At 62.0% G+C, this 14,282-nt stretch carries 14 protein-coding genes; 5 read left to right on the top strand and 9 right to left on the bottom strand.

All coding sequences use genetic code 11. The features are described from left to right. The first annotated feature begins 10 nt into the window (after nt 1–10). Nucleotides 11–778 carry an SDR family oxidoreductase gene (locus REH34_RS25085; RefSeq protein WP_311969549.1) on the top strand — a complete coding sequence of 256 codons (768 nt, stop codon included), beginning with the start codon at nt 11–13 and terminating at the stop codon, nt 776–778. 6 nt (nt 779–784) lie between these two features. Here REH34_RS25085 and REH34_RS25090 read toward each other — a convergent pair whose 3' ends face one another. Both REH34_RS25090 and REH34_RS25095 read right to left on the bottom strand, forming a co-directional pair. Next, a complete protein-coding gene (locus REH34_RS25090; RefSeq protein ID WP_226506089.1) occupies nt 785–1,801 on the bottom strand; it encodes a transporter in 1,017 nt (338 codons plus the stop codon). 70 nt (nt 1,802–1,871) lie between these two features. After that, nucleotides 1,872–2,648 carry a 1-acylglycerol-3-phosphate O-acyltransferase gene (locus REH34_RS25095; protein WP_311969550.1) on the bottom strand — a complete coding sequence of 259 codons (777 nt, stop codon included), beginning with the start codon at nt 2,646–2,648 and terminating at the stop codon, nt 1,872–1,874. Nucleotides 2,649–2,873: 225 nt separating this feature from the next. Between REH34_RS25095 and REH34_RS25100 the strand changes: the two genes are divergently transcribed. Then, nucleotides 2,874–4,481 (top strand): bifunctional diguanylate cyclase/phosphodiesterase, encoded by a 1,608-nt coding sequence (locus REH34_RS25100; protein ID WP_311969551.1) that lies wholly within the window; start codon nt 2,874–2,876, stop codon nt 4,479–4,481. A 15-nt stretch (nt 4,482–4,496) separates the two neighbouring features. Here REH34_RS25100 and REH34_RS25105 read toward each other — a convergent pair whose 3' ends face one another. The 6 genes from REH34_RS25105 to REH34_RS25130 all read right to left on the bottom strand — a co-directional run bounded on the left by REH34_RS25105 (nt 4,497) and on the right by REH34_RS25130 (nt 10,771). Then, the gene (locus tag REH34_RS25105) at nt 4,497–6,599 is read right to left on the bottom strand and encodes a TonB-dependent siderophore receptor (RefSeq protein ID WP_311969552.1); all 2,103 of its coding nucleotides are present in this window, start codon (nt 6,597–6,599) and stop codon (nt 4,497–4,499) included. Nucleotides 6,600–6,831: 232 nt separating this feature from the next. Further along, nucleotides 6,832–8,124: a sorbosone dehydrogenase family protein gene (locus REH34_RS25110; protein ID WP_226506092.1), complete on the bottom strand. Its 1,293-nt coding sequence runs from the start codon at nt 8,122–8,124 to the stop codon at nt 6,832–6,834. After that, entirely contained in the window at nt 8,121–8,588 is a 468-nt protein-coding gene (locus REH34_RS25115; protein WP_226506093.1) for a DUF2231 domain-containing protein, read from the bottom strand. Before REH34_RS25115 ends, REH34_RS25110 begins: the two co-directional genes overlap by 4 nt. Before the next feature lie 180 nt (nt 8,589–8,768). Then, on the bottom strand, nt 8,769–9,143 hold the full coding sequence (locus REH34_RS25120; RefSeq protein WP_226506094.1) for a cupin domain-containing protein: 375 nt from the start codon (nt 9,141–9,143) through the stop codon (nt 8,769–8,771). 30 nt (nt 9,144–9,173) lie between these two features. Next, nucleotides 9,174–10,037: an AraC family transcriptional regulator gene (locus REH34_RS25125; protein ID WP_311969553.1), complete on the bottom strand. Its 864-nt coding sequence runs from the start codon at nt 10,035–10,037 to the stop codon at nt 9,174–9,176. A 23-nt stretch (nt 10,038–10,060) separates the two neighbouring features. Then, nucleotides 10,061–10,771, bottom strand: coding sequence for a tRNA (adenine(22)-N(1))-methyltransferase TrmK (locus REH34_RS25130; RefSeq protein ID WP_311969554.1), 711 nt, complete (start codon nt 10,769–10,771; stop codon nt 10,061–10,063). A gap of 192 nt (nt 10,772–10,963) precedes the next feature. Between REH34_RS25130 and REH34_RS25135 the strand changes: the two genes are divergently transcribed. The 3 genes from REH34_RS25135 (at nt 10,964) to REH34_RS25145 (ending at nt 13,048) form a co-directional block, all read left to right on the top strand. Then, entirely contained in the window at nt 10,964–11,443 is a 480-nt protein-coding gene (locus REH34_RS25135) for a cysteine hydrolase family protein (protein WP_311969555.1), read from the top strand. 143 nt (nt 11,444–11,586) lie between these two features. Next, nucleotides 11,587–12,288: a glutathione S-transferase family protein gene (locus REH34_RS25140; protein WP_226506097.1), complete on the top strand. Its 702-nt coding sequence runs from the start codon at nt 11,587–11,589 to the stop codon at nt 12,286–12,288. Nucleotides 12,289–12,484: 196 nt separating this feature from the next. Continuing rightward, nucleotides 12,485–13,048 carry a TetR/AcrR family transcriptional regulator gene (locus REH34_RS25145; RefSeq protein ID WP_311969556.1) on the top strand — a complete coding sequence of 188 codons (564 nt, stop codon included), beginning with the start codon at nt 12,485–12,487 and terminating at the stop codon, nt 13,046–13,048. A gap of 99 nt (nt 13,049–13,147) precedes the next feature. Here REH34_RS25145 and REH34_RS25150 read toward each other — a convergent pair whose 3' ends face one another. Then, on the bottom strand, nt 13,148–14,257 hold the full coding sequence (locus tag REH34_RS25150) for an aldose epimerase family protein (protein ID WP_311969557.1): 1,110 nt from the start codon (nt 14,255–14,257) through the stop codon (nt 13,148–13,150). Nucleotides 14,258–14,282 lie beyond the last annotated feature (25 nt).

Consider the following 14,282-nt stretch of genomic DNA (forward strand, 5'->3'; position numbering starts at 1 on the left):
GGAGTTCACTATGCACAGCACAGCCAACACCCTTTTGGTCACTGGCGGCGGCAGCGGTATCGGCCGCGCGCTGGCCGAAGCCTTCCTCGCTTTGGGCAACGAAGTGATCATCGCCGGGCGCCGCGAGTCGGTGCTCAAGCAGGTCACTGCAGCCAACCCGGGCTTGCACTACGTGGTACTGGATATCGCCGATGCGGCAGACGTCCAGCGCGTTGCTGCCGAGCTGATTGCCCGCTACCCGCGCCTCAATGCGGTAGTCCACAGCGCGGGCATCATGCGCAGCGAGAACCTGCTGGCCGGCGACTCGGCGCTCGATGACACCGTGGCCACCAATCTGCTGGGCCCGCTGCGTCTGGATCGCGCGTTGCTCCCGCACTTTCTCCAGCAGCCCCATGCGGCCATCGTCACGGTGTCGTCCGGCCTGGCCTTCCTGCCGCTGGCCCTGACGCCCAGCTACTGCGCAACCAAGGCGGCGGTGCATTCCTACAGCCAGTCGTTGCGCTACCAACTCAAGGACACGGCGGTGAAAGTCCACGAACTGGCGCCGCCCTATGTGCAGACCGGGCTGATGGGCGAGCGCCAGGCCAATGACCCGCACGCCATGCCGCTCAAGGAATTCATTGCCGAGGTGATGGGGATTTTCGAGCATTCGCCAGAGGCCGAAGAAATCCTCGTCGAGCGCGTCAAGCCGTTGCGCTTCGCCGAAGCGAACGGCAACTACGCCGGCTTCTTCAAGCAGTTCAACGACCAGATGGCAGCAGCGCGGGCCGGCGAATAGGCGGGATCAGTCCGAGCGCTTGCGAAACGCCCAGCGCGCGGTGATCAAGGTGAAGGTGGCCACCACCGCCACCAGCACCCAGAAGCCGTGCTCGTTGGCGGCCAAGGGAATGCCACCGACGTTCATGCCGAAAAAACCGGCGACGATGTTGATGGGCAGCGCCAGCACCGTCACCACGGTCAAGGTGTACAGGGTGCGGTTGCTCTGTTCGTTGAGGTTGGCCGCGATTTCTTCCTGCAACAGCTTGATGCGTTCGACCAGGGCCGTCAGATCGCTGATCACCAGCGCGGATTCTTCGGTGGACTGGCGCAGCTCCTGCACGTCTTCTTCCAGCAACCAGGTCGGCGGCTTGTGCAGCAGGCGCATCAACGAGCCCGGTTCCAGGGCCAGCAAACGTTGCAGGCGCACCAGCACGCGGCGCATGGCGCCCAACTCGGCCCGATTGCTGCTCAGCCGTTGGGACAGCAACTGGTCTTCGATATGGTCGACGCTGATGCTGGTCTGGCGCAAAAACTGGGTCAGCACCTCGCCCTGATCGCGCAACAGATGCACCAGCAATTCCAGCGGCGAGCGGAACAGTTCGCCGCGTTTGACCGACGAGCGCAGTTTGTCCACCGAGCGCAAGGGTTGCACGCGCGCGGTGATCAACAGGTGGCCGCGGGCGCACACCACCAGGGTGGAGATATCGGTGGAAAGCATATTGAAATCGAACACCACATCGTTGACCACGGCCAGCAACGCCGAGTCGATGTGTTCGATGCGGGTCGAGCGCGAGCCCTCGTGCAGGGCCTCGAAAAACTCTTCAGGCATGTCCAGGTTGGCTTTCATCCAGCGCTCGCACGAGGCGTGGGCCAGGCTCAGATGCAGCCAGACGAACTCTTCCGGCACCTCGGGGCCGTTCAAACAGCCCAGTGCCGCCACCGAATCGATTTCCTGGCCGCGCTCCCCTGGGCGAAAGCGGAAGCCATAGAGCAGGCCGAAAAGGTCGGAGTCCTGTTGGTTATGCACAATGCTTTGATTCATGGAGGCTCGCGCGACGAGAAGGGGCCGCCGTCCTTGGCGTACTGAAACAAGCGCAGAGCATGACAAGCTGTTATTTCAGTTTTGTGGCAGTTTGTTGCTTGTTGTTACGATGGTTGACAGGAGCATCATCATCGCCCCCCTCGATAGCTATTTGGTCGAGGCAGCCCTGCATGAGCGCCTGGCATTCAAGCGCCAGATCACCAATGTCCTTGCGTGTCAGTCCATGGGTGCCGATCGCCGGCAGCGCCCTGATCACGATCCGCGCACTGCGCCATTGGCCCAGGCGCAGGCGGCCGGCATAACGGCTGATGCACACCGGCACTATGGGCACGCCGGCATCCACTGCCATCTGGAACGCGCCTTTCTTGAACGGGCGCAGGGTCGGCTGCGGATTGCGTGTGCCTTCGGGAAACACCCAGATCGACGTCTGCTCGTCGCGCAATGCCCGGGATGTCGCCTCTAGCGAGCGGCGCGCTTGGTACGGGTTGCCGCGATCGATCAACACGTTGCCGCCCAACCAGAATAGCTGGCCGAACAGCGGCAGCCACTTGAGGCTCTTCTTGCCGACGCTAACGGTGCGCGGAGCAAGGAAACGGCCCATGACGAATAGATCGAAGTTGGATTGGTGATTGGCAATGATCACGAAGCCCGGCGGCTGGGCGAACAGAGTCTCGATCTGCGCCTCGATGCGCATCCCGAGGATGCTTTCGGCAGCCAGGCCGTAGAGGTTCGCGAACAGGCGGGTGTTGTTGATATCAAAGGGACGAAGCACGCCGATGATCAACCCGATGAGGCCCACCGAGAGGAAGTGGATGGCCAGTAGCAGCATGCGCAGAAGATAAAGCATGGGAAGGCCCAGCGATCAAGAAGATAACTGAGTGTACAGATGTGCACTGAACGGATCAATTGTCCCCACGTGGCCATGCCTGGGACAGGCTCTACAGCGGCGTATCGCCTTTAAAACCGTGCTTTACAGGATGACTGTAACGCGCGCATCAAGACCGACGGTTGTACACGCGGGGCAGTGATGGCTATATGATATCTATGCGCCTTTTCCTTCGCGGTACTGCCCATGTCCGACCTCTACCAATACAGCCCCCTGCGCTTGACCCTGATTGTGTTGCTGGCGGTCCTGACGATGGGTGGCATATCGATTCTCTGGGAGTTTCGGCTGGAAGCATGGACCATGCACTTGTTTGGCCTGCCCTACGAGAGCGATTTCGAAAATGCCGAGCGTTGGCGTTTCGTTTTGACCTCGACGGCGTTCTCTTTCATGTCGTTGATCTTGCCCATTCTGGTGCTCAAGCGCTTGGTCAGCAATACGCGCCAGAGCTATCGGCGTATGCAATGGGCCCATTCGCAAACGCAGACCCTGGCCTATTACGACTCGCTCAGCGGCCTGATCAACCGGCGCAAGTTCATGGATCTGCTCACCGAGTGGCTGGCGGCGTCCCAGCCGGTGGTGATCTTCTTGATCGATCTGGATCACTTCAAGCCGGTCAACGACAACCACGGCCATTCGGTCGGCGACAGCGTCATTTGCGAGGTGGCGAGTCGTCTTGAGGACATCGCCCTGGAATATGGCGCGATAGCGGCCCGCTTGGGCGGCGACGAGTTTTGCCTGCTGTTGCAGGCGGATCACGAGGTGTCGATGCTGGCGCAGATCGCCGAAACCGTCATCGCCAATCTGAGCGCGCCGATGCCCGAAATCGTCAAACCCTCGGGTCTGGGTGCCACGGTGGGCATTTCCCGTTCGACGGTCGACGCCACCGATGCCTCGACCTTGCTGCATTTTGCCGACACGGCCATGTACCGCGGCAAGCAGAGCGGTCGCTCCACCTACAACTTCTATGATCCGCAGTACGAGCTTGAGCGGCGGGCGTTGTCCGATCTGCAGTTCGCGCTGACGCTGGCCGTCGAACGGCAAGAGATCGTGCCGTTCTACCAGCCGATCGTGGCGCTGCCGGGTAAACAAGTGGTGGGCTTCGAGATTCTCGCGCGCTGGATCAAGGCCGACGGCAGTGTGGTCATGCCCGGGGATTTCATACCGGTGCTTGAGGATCTGGGCCTGCTGGCGGCCGTCACTCGGTCGTTGCTCGCCCAGGCTTGCGCCGCCTCGCGGCAGTGGCGGGGCGACTATCGCCTGTCGCTCAATATCAGCGCGGCGATGATCATCGACGAGTGCTTTCCGAATGCCCTGTTGGCGCAGTTGCAACAGCTGGATTTTCCGTGCAGTCGACTGGAGCTGGAAATCACCGAGGAGGCCCTGGTCGGCAACCTGGATGCTGCCCGGCGCAACCTGAGCAAGCTGCAAGCCCATGGGATCACCGTATCGCTGGATGATTTCGGCACCGGTTACTCGGGGCTCTATCACCTGACCCGGCTGGCCATCGACAAGATCAAGATCGACCGCTCGTTCTTCGAGCCCGGCGCGATCAATCATCTGCCGATGGTCGAGGCCATATTGGGCATGGCCCGTAGCTTGAACATGCAGGTCACTGCGGAAGGGATCGAGGAATTTCATCTGCCCCATCTGCCGGAATGGCTGGCGCGCAACGGCTGCCATTTCGCGCAGGGGTATCTGTTTGGTCGCCCGCAAGCGAGTGCCCAGGCCCTTGCGTCCACTTGCAATCGGCCCTCTGGGGCACTCGCCGTGAGCGCTCTGCAGGGCTCACGGTGAGTGACAGTGGTGGGATCAGTACTTCCAGGTGACCGAGGCGGTGAGGTTGCGTGGGGCGCCGTAGCTCGACGCGGTCTGGCTGTACATCGATAGCAGGTATTTGCGGTCGGTGATGTTGTTGAAGTTCAGCGCCGTGTTCCAGTGGCTATCGATGTCATAGCTGGCCATCAAATCGACCAGGCCATAGGCGTTCTGGCGAACCACACTGGTGGCATCGCTCTGGATGCCGCTCTGCCAACTCACACGGGTGCCGACGGTGGCTTTGGGCATGCCCGGCAGGCGATAGCTGGCCATGCCATGGAAGCTGTGGGTCGGTACGTACCGGCGGGTCTTGTCGCCATCTTCATCGTCGATGCGCACGTAGGTGTAGCCACCCATCAGGTCCAGGCCGGGCAGGGCTTCGCCTGAGGCTTGCAGCTCGATGCCATGGCTTTTGTAGTCGGTGGTTTGATACAGGTACTGGGAGCCAGACTGAATGTAGCTGCCCATGGCGTTGCTTTGCTGGGTCTTGAACACGGCAGCGGTGAGGTCCAGGCGGTTGTCCAGTACGCTGCCTTTGAGGCCGGCCTCCAGGCTCTTGCCCTCCAGCGGTGCCAGAGGTTTACCGTCGAGGCCGTTGTAGCCGTACTGCGGGTTGTAGATTTTGGTCCAGCTGGTGTAGACGCTCCACTGCGGGGTCAGGTCGTAGACCAGGCCGGTGTAGGGCGTGACCTTGCCGTGCTCGCGCTGGGAGTGATCGGAGCCATAGCTGGCACCCGAGCTGTCCATGCTCATCATGCGCGCGCCGGCGATCCAGTGCAGGTCGTCCGCCAGGCTGAAGCGGGCGCCGGCGAAAAGGCTTTTTTGTCGGTCGACGAAGTTTTGTGTATTGCCGTCGCTGGTTTGCGTGAAGTCCGGCTCTGCGACTGCGCCAGGCAGCACGCCGGCAAATGGCAGTTCGTAGTAGCCGCCGGGCTCGGGATCCCATTCGCGGGCCTTCTGATGAGTGCGGCCGTAGGTAGTCCCCACCGTCAGTTGATGCTCGCGCCCGAACAGGCTGAACGGCCCCGAGGCTTTTGCTTCGCCGATCATCTCGTGGGCTTCGCTGGTGGTATGGGCAGTAAAGGCTCTCGCCGTACCGTCAGTGACACTGTCGACGTAGAACATGTTGGTGTCTTGTTTCTCGTTGATCGCCGTGGCAGTCACCGTGGCGTTCCAGCCATTGCCGAAATCATGCTTGAGCTCGGCGAAGGCGCGCTGAGTGTGCATGTTCCAGTAGGTCCACGGCTGGCCGACGTTGGCGCTGCGGCTGCTGTAGTGGATACGATTGCCATTTCCATCGATCAGCGGCAGGTTGCCCCAGGTACTGCCATTGGAGTCGCTGTTGTGCTGCGTGAATCCTACGGTCAGGGTGTCAGCGTCGGACACGTCGAATGCCAACAGGCCGGCGGCGACGTTTTTTTCGTGGCTGTAACGATCCATCCACGAGTTGCCCTTGTCGTGCGCATAGATGAAGCGTCCGCGCACATTGCCGGTGGGGGTCAGCGGCCCGGACACATCGACGTCGACGCGGCGGCTGTCCCACGAGCCCACGCTGGTGCCTATCTGCGCCTGGAAGGTGTCGGTAGGCCGCTTGCGCACGAAGTTGACCGTCGCCGACGGGTTTCCGGTGCCGCTCATCAGGCCATTAGCGCCATGCAGCACGTCGATCTGCTCGAATTCGGCCATGTCCTGATCGCCGATCAGGGTGGTCTGCGCGAACGGCATGCCCATGCCGTCGTACTCGAAGGAGCCGATCTCGAACCCCCGCGAGGTGAACTCGGTACGGTCGGTTTCGCTTTGCTCTACGGTCACCGAGGGCGCTGAACGCAGCGCATCCTTGATGCCGTTCATGTGGAAATCATCCATCTGCTTGCGGGTGATGGTAGTAATCGCCTGCGGCGTTTCCTTGTCCGTCAGCCCCAGCTTGGTGGTACTGGACGCCGGCTTGCCCTGATAGCCCACACTGGGTTCGTCGCCGCGAACGGCGCTGTCCTCAATCTGCGTGGATGGCAGCACCACCTCATCGGCGGCGTGGGCGAGGGGCAGGGCGCTGCAGGCGCTGACCAGCAGCAAGCTGGCGGAGAGGCGACGATTCAAGAGGTGATTCCTGATGTTGATGGATTTACGTCAATATTGGGTGCGATTGCAAATGAGAAACACACTCAGATACGAATCGGAGCGAATAGTAACCAAATATTGATTCGTATTTCACATTTTTTTCAGTGTCAGGCCTGATACGTCTGGAGGGGGGGCAGGCAGGGTATGGAGAAGGGTTTGCAGCGGGGAAAAACGAGCGGCCCGATCGTGCGGGCCACCCGGGATTAATGGCTCAACGATTGCGCGTCACCCTCCAAACGGTGTTCGACAGGTCGTCGGCAATGATCAGCGCGCCTTTCGGGTCGACGGTCACACCCACTGGGCGACCACGGGTCTTGCCGTCTTCGCCACGGAAGCCGGTGGCGAAGTCGATCGGCTCGCCACTGGGCTTGCCGTTGCTGAACGGCACGAAGACCACCTTGTAGCCCACCGGATTCTCGCGGTTCCAGCTGCCGTGCTCGCCGACGAAGGCACCGTCGGCGAATTTGTCGCCCAGCGCCGCAATCGAAAAGGTCACGCCCAGGGCCGCAACGTGGGAGCCCAAGGCGTAATCCGGTTTGATCGCCGCGGCGACGCGCTCCGGATTTTGCGGCTGTGCGCGGGTGTCGACGTTCTGTCCCCAATAGCTGTAGGGCCAGCCGTAGAAGGCGCCATCGCGCACCGACGTCAGGTAATCCGGGACCAGGTCCGGGCCCAGCTCGTCACGCTCGTTGGCCACTGCCCACAATTGCCCGGTGCCCGGCTGGATCGTCAATGACGTCGGGTTGCGAATGCCGGTGGCGTAGGGGCGGTGGGCACCGGTGGTGGCGTCGATCTGCCAGACCCGCGCGCGGTTCTGCTCGACCTCCATGCCGCGTTCGGTGATGTTGCTGTTCGAACCGATGCCCACATACAGCCACTTGCCATCGGGGCTGGCCGCCAGCGATTTGGTCCAGTGGTGGTTGATCCGCGCGGGCAGGTCGGTGATCGTGGTGGGCGCGCCGCTGGCTTTGGTCTGACCGTCGGTGTAGTCGAAACTCACCAGCGCATCCTGGTTGGCGACGTAGATCTTGCCGTTGGCGAAGGCCAGGCCATAGGGCGCGTTGAGGTTTTCGGCGAACACCGTTTTCAGTTCATATACGCCATCGCCGTCCGCATCGCGCAGCAAGGTCAGGCGGTTGCCACCTTTGACCGGCGTGGTACCGCGCGCCTTGACCAGGGCGGCGATGACGTCCTTGGGCTTGAGCTGCGCCTCGGTGCCGCCTTTGCCTTCGGACACGAGGATATCGCCGTTGGGCAGCACCAGGGTCTGGCGCGGGATCTTCAGGTCATTGGCAATCGCCGTGATGCTGTAGCCCTCGGGCACCCTGGGCTTTTGATCGCCCCACGCTGTCGGCTCGGCGATCTTCATGGTCGGTAGCAGGCCGCGCTCTTGCGTCGGCAGTTTCGGGTCGGCGCCATGGGTTTCGGTGGCGTCACCCGCGCCATTGCAGCCGCTGAGCAGCAGGGCAATGCTCAGCGCAGTCAGTGCACTCGAATGTTTCATACAACACCTCCAGTTTCGCGGGAGGAGGCTCTGACTACAGGCACGTAGTCAGCGCGCAGGTTGCTCAGCCCGATCCAGGCGGCGATCAGGATCAACGGCGCGGCGACGACCGACAGCACCAGGCCCGAGGGCATGACCGCAAACGCATCCTTGCCATGCTCGAAGGAGTTGAGTACCGCAAGCGCCCAGCTGATCAGCAACAACAGGAAGTACCGCGTCGGGCGTCCGGCCTTTGGCCTGGCGCGGATCAGGTTGACCAACGCGAACAGCAGTGCCAAACCGCTAAACAGCGCTGCACCGAACAACAGCCAGGCGGCGAAGTTGCTCCACTGCGGTTGGTAGGTCAGGTAGTAGGCGAGGTCACTGAGCAGGGCGCCCAGAAACAGCGGCACGCTGCCGGCCAGCAGGATCGCGTGCAGCGGCCCAGGCCGGTAGCGGTAGTCGGGGAGGGTGGTGGCGGTCATGGCGGCTCCTTATGTCGTTCAGCGACCCGGGCGTTGGGCTCGGTGTGGATACACCGGCCTGCCCGGGCCGCGCTCACTGCGCATAGAAAACGATCATGCTGGCGGACTGTTAGTTCAAAGATATTGGGTGTGCAGGTAGTTTGGGCCGTGTCGGTCTGTGCGACACGGTAGCGCTGCTATCTAGATCCACAGGTCGTTTTGCGCCGTGCGCTCACCTCCTTCATGTCCCGTATTCAATATCCCCCGGGGCTCGATCATCATCAGTTTGGCTTCACTTGCCGATGCGGTCCGGTGCTTGATGCCCCGTGGCACTACATACAATTCACCGGGCCTGACGAACACCTGGCCGTGGGGCAGGTCGATACGCAGTTCCCCCGCCAATACCAGGAAGGCTTCGTCCGTTTCGGGGTGGGAGTGCCAGATGAATTCACCTTCTATACGCACGACCTTGAATTGGTAGTCGTTCATCTCGGCGACGATGCGCGGGCTCCATTGTGTGTCGATGCTCGACGCTTTGTGCAGCAAATTGACGGGGTGCAGGCTCAGTTCGTTCATGACGCTTCCTCTCTCAATGGAAGCGTGAGCCTAACGGAGGGTGGGCGGACGGCTCTTGTACAATCCTGCAAGTGTGCGCTGCGCCAACAGCCGCTCCAGCCAGCGCGACGGCGGCACGCCATAACAACGGGTGAAGTGTCGGGTCATGTGGCTCTGGTCATGAAAGCCGGCCGCCAGCGCGGCGTCCACCAGCGAGAAGCCATCGAGCAGCAGCCGGCGCAATTGGTCGAGGCGGCGCAGGGTCACGAACCGATAAGGGCTGGTGCCGTACAGCACCCGAAAATCCCGCGACAGGCTCCAGCGCTCACGGCCGCTGGCGTGCTCGAGCATCTCCAGGGTGATGGTCGTGTGCAGGTGCGCGAGGATGAATTCTCGCGCTCGCTCGGTGGCGCGATAATCCAGGCGCTTGCGCCCGCGCGGTTTGCCGGCGACGGCGCGCAATGCCATGGCCAGATCAAACACAGCGTCCTGTTCTTCGAGGGCATCGAGCGGGTGATCCATGGCCTGCACGAAGGGCTCGCTGGCCCAGTATAAACGCCGATCGCTCGAAAGCCCGGCGCCAATGAACGGTAATGGCTCGCCGCCGAGCACTTGCTGAATCAAGGCCGGATCGATATAGGCCATGCGATAGCGAAAGCCCGACTCGGTGCCGGCCATGCCATCGTGTACTTCATCGGGATGCAGCACCAGCGTATTGCCGGGCATGCCATGGCGCAGGCTGCCTTTGTAGTGGAAGCTCTGTACGCCTGACAGCGTGCGGCCGATGGAGTAGGTGTCGTGGCGGTGCGGGTCGTAGCCATGGCCGCCGAACCAGGCTTCGATACGCTCGATCTGGCCGGGTGGCGAGTTGTGGATGACCCAGTCGGGGGGCGTCGGGTGCTTGCTTCGTTCCATGAATTCGCTGTCCGATAGATCGGTTATGAGCGCTCGGTACTGTCCAGCATCTCGGTAATCCAGCAAATCTGCCGGGCGATATCTTGCAACTTCTCCTGGGTCAACGCCTGCTGCGCTCGCGAGAGCTGGCTCATGGTGCGCTGCCTTTCGCGCAATCGGCGCTGCCACTTGGCTAGAAACGCCGGGCTGCGCGTCTTCAGCAGCAGCGGACCGAAATACAGCTCCTCGGGAGAATACTGCCGCGGGCCATTGCGCTCGGCGACGATGATTTCGTAGTCGAAACGGTTTTCTCGCAGCACTTCTTCGTAAACAATCCGATAGCCGTTTTCCATCAGCCACTGGCGCAGCGGTTGCTCGCCGCCATTGGGTTGCAAGATCAGGCGCTCGAGGCCGTGAAGGCGAGCTTTGCCGCTGTCGAGGATGTCGCGGATGGTCTCGCCACCCATGCCGCACAGGCTGATCGCGGTGATGGCGTCTTGCGCTTCGATCGCCGCCAGGCCGTTGGCCTGGCGCACGGTGATGTGGGGTTCCAGGCCATTGTCGCGCACGGTACGTTGAGCGGCATGGAACGGCGTCAGTGCTACCTCGCCAGCTACGGCGGCGACGATGGTGCCGCGGTGCATCAATGCCACGGGCAGATAGCCGTGGTCCGAGCCGATATCGGCCAGCCGAGCGCCAGCGGGCACTTGCGCCGCCACGCGCTCCAGGCGCATGGACAATGTGTGTTCGTTCAACGCTAACCCCTGTTTGCTTCACACACCCGACCACGAGGCCGGATCGGACCGCGATTCTGGCGAGCTATGCGGTGCATTTCAAATTTTTGCGACCAGAGCCAGGCCTCTGCGTGCCTGATGACGGCCCGGCGGCCGCAGCCATTAGCGGGCCCGGTATACTCCGCGCCCTCCAGTTGCCTTTCGGACAAGCCCATGCGCCAGGTGTTGCTCATAGTCGATATTCAATCCACGTTCAGCCCACCCGAATGGCTGGTCGATGGCGCACGGGCGTTCTCGGCGATGATTCCGACCGTCGCCTCCGTCGAGCTGCATGACGAGCAGGTCACGCCGTTCGACAAACAGCTCGGCTGGCATCCGGCGGCCGAGGACGAGAGCCTGGTCGAGGCCGACAAGGTGTTTATCAAGCACGGCTACGGCCCCACCGTCGAAACCATCGCCTACATCAAGCAACTCGGCGTCGAGCGAGTGCTGGTGTGTGGCATGCAGACCGAAACCTGCGTGCTCGCCGCCGGCTTTGCGCTGTTCGATGCCGGGCTGAGCCCGACGTTGGTCACCGACCTGACGGTGGGCTCGTCTCTGGACAGGTCCGGCAAGTTGGGGATCGAGCTGTGGACGCATCACTTTCGCCAGGTCACCACGCGGGCGGAGGTGATTGCCGAGTTAGGTTTATAAAGTCGCAGCCCAGCCAAGGGCGCGGGATGGGTGATTAGCCTAACAAATGTTAGGTAGGGGTTGACGTGCGCTCTTTGGGGGTTTACGGTAAGCCTACCTAACGATTGTTAGGTGGCTGATCCCACCCCTCTATGGACCCGACAATGACCACTAAACTGCAGCTGTTCACTTCCCCCTCGGCATTTCCCAATCCCCAGCGCCTGCGCCTGTTCATGCATGAAAAAGGCATCGCCGATCAGTTCGACGAGACCGTCTACGACATGGCCCCCGGCGGCGAACAGCGCGGCTGGCGCCATCTCAACATGAACCCGTGGGGCGAAACGCCTACCCTCCAGCTGGCAGACGGCAGTTTTATTTCCGAGACGCCGGCCATCGTTCGCTACCTCGACCAGTCATACCCCGGCCGCAAGATCATGGGCGAAACGCCGCTGGAACAAGGTCTCGACAACATGTGGGACAACCGCGTGTGGGTGCACATCCTGTATCGCATCGTCACGGCGTTCCACGTGCTGCACACCGGGCTGGGTTTCAAGCTCGAACTGACCAAGAACGAGGCCTGGGGCGAGCACTGTCGCAAGGAAGCGCTGAGCCACGCGGCACTGGTCAATGGTCATTTGGCCGACGGCCGCGACTGGCTGCTGGGTGGCGCGGAGCCGACCTTTGCCGATATCACCCTGGCAACCGCGATCGCGTTCTCCAAATTTCCGGTCAACGCCACGCCGCTGGACGAGCGTTTCGAGTTTCTCGACTATTACTGGAAACGCTGGCAGGCACGCCCAGGTTTCCAGGCGGCCTACGCCGATCGCAGCAGCGGCATCCCTGAACTGGACTCGCCTGCCGCTTGAAGTTGAATGGTGAGTGCATCATCGTCGGGACCGCCATGACGTGGCGGGCTCGACGCAAGCCATCGAGATTGACATGGCATTGCCCGTCGACGCAGGCATGAGCCCAAGGCGGCTCTACCTAACAAAAGGCAGGCTTTTGATTTAGCATAGCGGCACTTTTTTCCAGCGATCGCCCATCGGGTGACAGGCACCCCCCATGACCATCAATGCCCGCGAAGCGATCCTCCTGGCTGCCAGAAACATCGCTCAGTCCCAAGGCTACAACGGCCTGAATTTTCGCGATCTGGCCGCAGCGGTCGGTATCAAGGCGGCCAGCATCTACTACCACTTCCCGAGCAAGGCCGACCTCGGCGTCGCGGTGGCCCAGCGCTACTGGCAGGACGGGGCGGCCGCGCTCGAGGATATCAGCGCGCAGAGCCCGAAACCGCTGGAAGCCTTGCGGCGTTTCCCCGAGATATTCCGGCGCTCGCTCGAAGCCGATAATCGTCTGTGCCTGGCCAGCTTCGTGGGCGCCGAGACCGACAACTTGCCCGCTGAAATGACCCAGGAAATCCAACGGTTCGCCGAGGTCAATATCGCCTGGCTCAGCCAGCTGCTGGTGGCTGCCGAGGTGTGTGCGCCTGCGCAAAGCGGCATGCGGGCAAGGGCGATCTTTTCCGCCGTGGTCGGCGCTCAGCTCATGGCCAGAAGCCGCGCGGACATCGCCTTGTTCGACACGCTGATAGACACCTATCGGGCCTGGGGACCCTTGCCAGCCTGATTAAGGCGCTCAGCTTGATCACGGCGCTAGGGCCGCCGCTGCGATGTTGGGCCTTCGGCCACCGAAAGCCGCCAAAGCTAGTGGCTGCCGCCTGAAGCCTCAGTCGTGGCTGAATTTCAGCACTGTGGTGTGCGCATACACCGCCCCAGGCTCCAGGCGGGTACTGGGAAAGGTCGGCTGATTGGGTGAGTCGGGGTAATGCTCGGCTTCCAGGGCAAAGGCGCCCCAGTGCAGATAAACCCTGCCACCTTTGCCGGTGATCGTGCCGTCGAGCAGGTTCGAGGTGTACAGCTGCACCGCCGGTTGGGTGGTGAACAGTTGCAGGCGACGCCCCGACTTTGGGTCATGCACTTCAACGGCCGGCCTGCTCAGGTCACCACCGGTATCCAGCACGTAGTTGAAGTCGAAGCCGCCCTGCTTGGGCTCGACGAATTTGAGTTGTGGGTGGTCGTCTTGAATGTGCGCGCCGAAGGCCGTGGGGGAGAGGAAGTCCATCGGCGTGCCGGCAACGGGGGCAATCTCGCCGGTCGGGATCAGCTTCGCCGACACCGGGGTGTAGTGGCTGGCATGCAGGGTGGCGAGGTGATCGAGGATGGTGCCGTTGCCAGCGCCGGCCAGGTTGTAATAACCGTGGTTGGTCAGATTGACCACCGTGGGTTTGCTGGTGGTGGCATGGTACTGAATGCGCAATTCGTTACGCTCGTTGAGGCGGTAGGTGACCTGAGTTTGCAGCTCGCCGGGAAAGCCCATCTCGCCATCCGCACTGGTGTAGCTGAGTGTGACGCCCACCGAGCCGTCTTCCTGGATGGGTTCGGCTTGCCAGACGTGGCTGTCGAAGCCCTTCGGACCGCCGTGAATGGCGTTCGTCGCGTCGTTGAGCGGGATGCGGTAGCTGACGCCATCAAGCACAAACTGGCCGTCGGCGATGCGATTGCCATAGCGGCCGATGGTGGCGCCGAAATGCGGATCGGCGTGGGTCTGGTAGCTCTGGGCATCATCGAAACCGAGCAGTACGTCGTCGCTGTGGCCATGGCGGTCGGGTACGATCACTGCCTGCAATATCGCCCCGTAGGTGATCACGCTGACCTGCATGCCGGCGCTATTGCTCAGGGTGTATTTGTCGATGGGCGTGCCGTCGGTAAGGGTGCCGAAAGGGCTTTTGTGCTGGGTGAGGGCGGATACCTTGGCAGGCGATGCAGAGGTGCTCATGGATCAATCCTTGCGTTGAACGGCG

The organism is Pseudomonas baltica, from assembly GCF_031880315.1.
GTDB lineage: Bacteria > Pseudomonadota > Gammaproteobacteria > Pseudomonadales > Pseudomonadaceae > Aquipseudomonas.